Origin of the sequence: Phenylobacterium sp. (genome assembly GCF_030697305.1) — a bacterium.
GTDB lineage: Bacteria > Pseudomonadota > Alphaproteobacteria > Caulobacterales > Caulobacteraceae > Phenylobacterium.
Map to the genome: position 1 here is coordinate 1 of NZ_JAUYQL010000117.1, position 2,825 is coordinate 2,825.

Genomic DNA, 2,825 nt, shown 5'->3' on the forward strand with positions numbered 1-2,825 from the left:
GCCAGCGCGCCTCCGCGGCCGTTTTCCGTCCGCTCTGCTGAAATCGAGGGCCTTTGTGTCGAATAAGTGGCGAGTCGGAAATCCATCGGACATATCCCACATGGCGTCTGATTCGCGCACTGCGGGATGCATCCGGCCGGCTGCAATCGCACGCAGGTTGATCGGTACGGCCATCGCGGCGGTGTCGCTGAGCCTGGCGGCTTGCGAGTCGGGGGCGCCCAAGGGCAGCGTCACGTCTCTGCCGCCGCCAGATCCGGCGGCCAGCGCCGCCGTCCAGCAGCAGGACTATCGGATTGGGCCTTTGGACACCTTGGAGATCACCGTGTTCAAGGTCGACAATCTGAACCGCACCCTGCAGGTGGACGCCAGCGGCGCCATCGACTTCCCGTTGATCGGCTCGGTGCAGGCGTCCGCGAAGACCCCGCGCCAGCTCGGCGACGAGATCGCTATGCGCCTGGGCGCCCGCTATCTGCAGTCGCCTCAGGTCGGCGTGCTGGTGAAGTCGTCACAGAGCAGCAAGTTCACCGTCGAAGGCTCGGTCAAGCGCCCCGGCGTCTATGACATCATCGGGCGGATGACGCTGATCCAGGCGGTCGCCACCGCCGAGGGCGTCGACCAGTTCGCCAACCTGAAGACCGTGGTGATCTTCCGCACCGTGGATCGCCAGCGGCGGGCCGCGGTGGTCAATCTGGCGGATATCCGCCTGGGCAAGGTCGAAGATCCACAGATCTATCCGGCCGATGTCATCGTCGTGCCTGTTTCCGGGTCGAAACGGGCGTTGCAGAACGTGATCGGCGCGACGCCGCTGTTCTCGCTGTTGCGGCTGGGGATGTGAGCATGGGTTGGTTTCGGCAAGCAAAGGTGATCGGGTCGCAATGAGGCCGGACAACGACGAGGCATGGCGCGAAGGCGAGGGACCGGTGACGGTTCGGTCGCATGGCGATGCGCCCAGCCACGCCCAGACCCGTGCGCTGCAGCCGGCCGGCGAGGCCTCCGGCTTCGACGACGATGAGCCGGAGGCCGACTTCAACTTCCTGAAATACTGGCACATCGCCCAGAAGTGGCGCTGGCTGCTGGCGGCCGCGCTGCTGGCGGGTCTCGCCGCGGGCGTCGTGGCGACCTTGCTGACGACGCCGCTGTACCGGGCCTCGACCACCCTGCAGATCGACCGCGAACCGGCCAAGATCGTTGCGGTGGAGAGCCAGCAGACGCCCGAGCAGGTGAGTGCGGCGGAGTTCTATCAGACCCAGTACGGGCTGCTGAAAAGCCGATCGCTGGCCGAGCGCATCGTGGCGACCCTCAACCTCGCCTACGACGACTCCTTCCTCAACCAGAAGGGCGACAAGACCGCGGCCCAGGTGGCGCGCGCAGCCGCGCAGCCGCGCACCGCCGCCGAGCGGAGCGAGCGTAGCCATCAGGCGGTGTCGCTGGTGATGGAGGGCCTGCGCGTCGAGCCGGTGCAGAGCTCGCGCCTGGTCAAGGTCAGCTACGAGAGCCCGAACCCGGTGGTCGCGGCGAAGATCGCCAACGCGGTGGCCGACAACTTCATCGCCACCAACCTGGAGCGGCGCTACGAGGCCTCGTCCTACGCCCGCCGCTTCCTGGAGGGCCGGCTGGCGCAGATCCGTCAGCGGCTGGAGGAGTCCGAACGCCAGCTCGTCGCCTATGCGGCCAGCCGCGAGATCATCAACATCGGCGGAGAGTCGACCGGCTCCGACGGCCAGACCATGCCCCAGCAGTCGCTGGCGGCCACCGACCTCGCCTCAATGAACCAGGCGCTGGCGCTGGCCACCAACAACCGCATCCAGGCCGAGCAGCGCTGGCGCGAGGCGCGCTCCACGCCCGACGGCTCGTTGCCTGAGGTGTTGCAGAACCCGTCCAGCCAGTCGCTGCAGCAGCAGCGTTCAACCCTGTGGGCCGAGTATCAGCAGAATCTGCAGCTGTTCAAACCCGACTACCCGACGATGGTCGAGGCGCGGGCGCGCATCGACGCCCTCGATCGCCAGCTGTCGATCCAGGCCCAATCGGTGAAGGGCGCGCTGAAGAACCAGTACGACGTCGCCCTGCGCCAGGAGCGCTCGCTGGCCGCGGCGGTGGAGGAACGCAAGGGCGAGGTGCTCGACCTGCGCTCGCGTTCCATCCAGTACAACATCATCCAGCGCGAGGTGGACACCAACCGCAGCCTCTATGACGGCCTGCTGCAGCGCTACAAGGAGATCGGCGTCGCCGGCGGGATCGGCACCAACAACGTCTCGGTGGTTGACCGCGCGGAGACGCCCACAGCGCCGTTCGCGCCGCGGCCGATCCATAATCTGGCGCAGTTCGGCCTGGCTGGCTTGATGCTGGGCGTCGCGGTTGCATTCCTGCTCGGGCAGCTGGACGTATCGATCAAGGTTCCGGAAGATATCGAACGGGCCCTGGGCCTGCCGCTGCTGGGCACGGTGCCGATCGCGCCCAAGAACCTCAGCCCGGTCCGCGCGCTGTCCGATCCGAAATCGATGCTGTCGGAAGCCTATTACTCCGTGCGCACCGCGCTGCAGTTCTCGACGCAGGAGGGCGTGCCCTCCAGCCTGCTGGTAACCAGCAGCCGCGCGGCGGAGGGCAAGACCACCACCTCGCTGGCGATCGCCGCCGGGTTCGCCCGGCTGGGCATGCGCGTGCTGCTGATCGACGCCGACCTGCGCGACCCCTCGCTACACAAGATCCTCTCGCGCGACAACGGCGTCGGCCTGAGCAACCTGCTGGCCGGCGGCGTCGACCTGATCCCGGCGGTGCAACCTACGCACCAGAAGAACCTGTTCTTCCTGGCCTGCGGGCCGCTGCCG

2 protein-coding genes are annotated in these 2,825 nt (G+C 67.5%); both read left to right on the forward strand.

Translation table 11 applies throughout. The features are described 5' to 3' along the window. Nucleotides 1-100 precede the first annotated feature (100 nt). Entirely contained in the window at nt 101-835 is a 735-nt protein-coding gene (locus tag Q8R27_RS12510; RefSeq protein WP_305699335.1) for a polysaccharide biosynthesis/export family protein, read from the forward strand. A gap of 40 nt (nt 836-875) precedes the next feature. Beyond that, nucleotides 876-2,825, forward strand: a 1,950-nt coding sequence (locus tag Q8R27_RS12515) for a polysaccharide biosynthesis tyrosine autokinase (RefSeq protein WP_305699336.1), incomplete at its 3' end; no start/stop codon positions are given.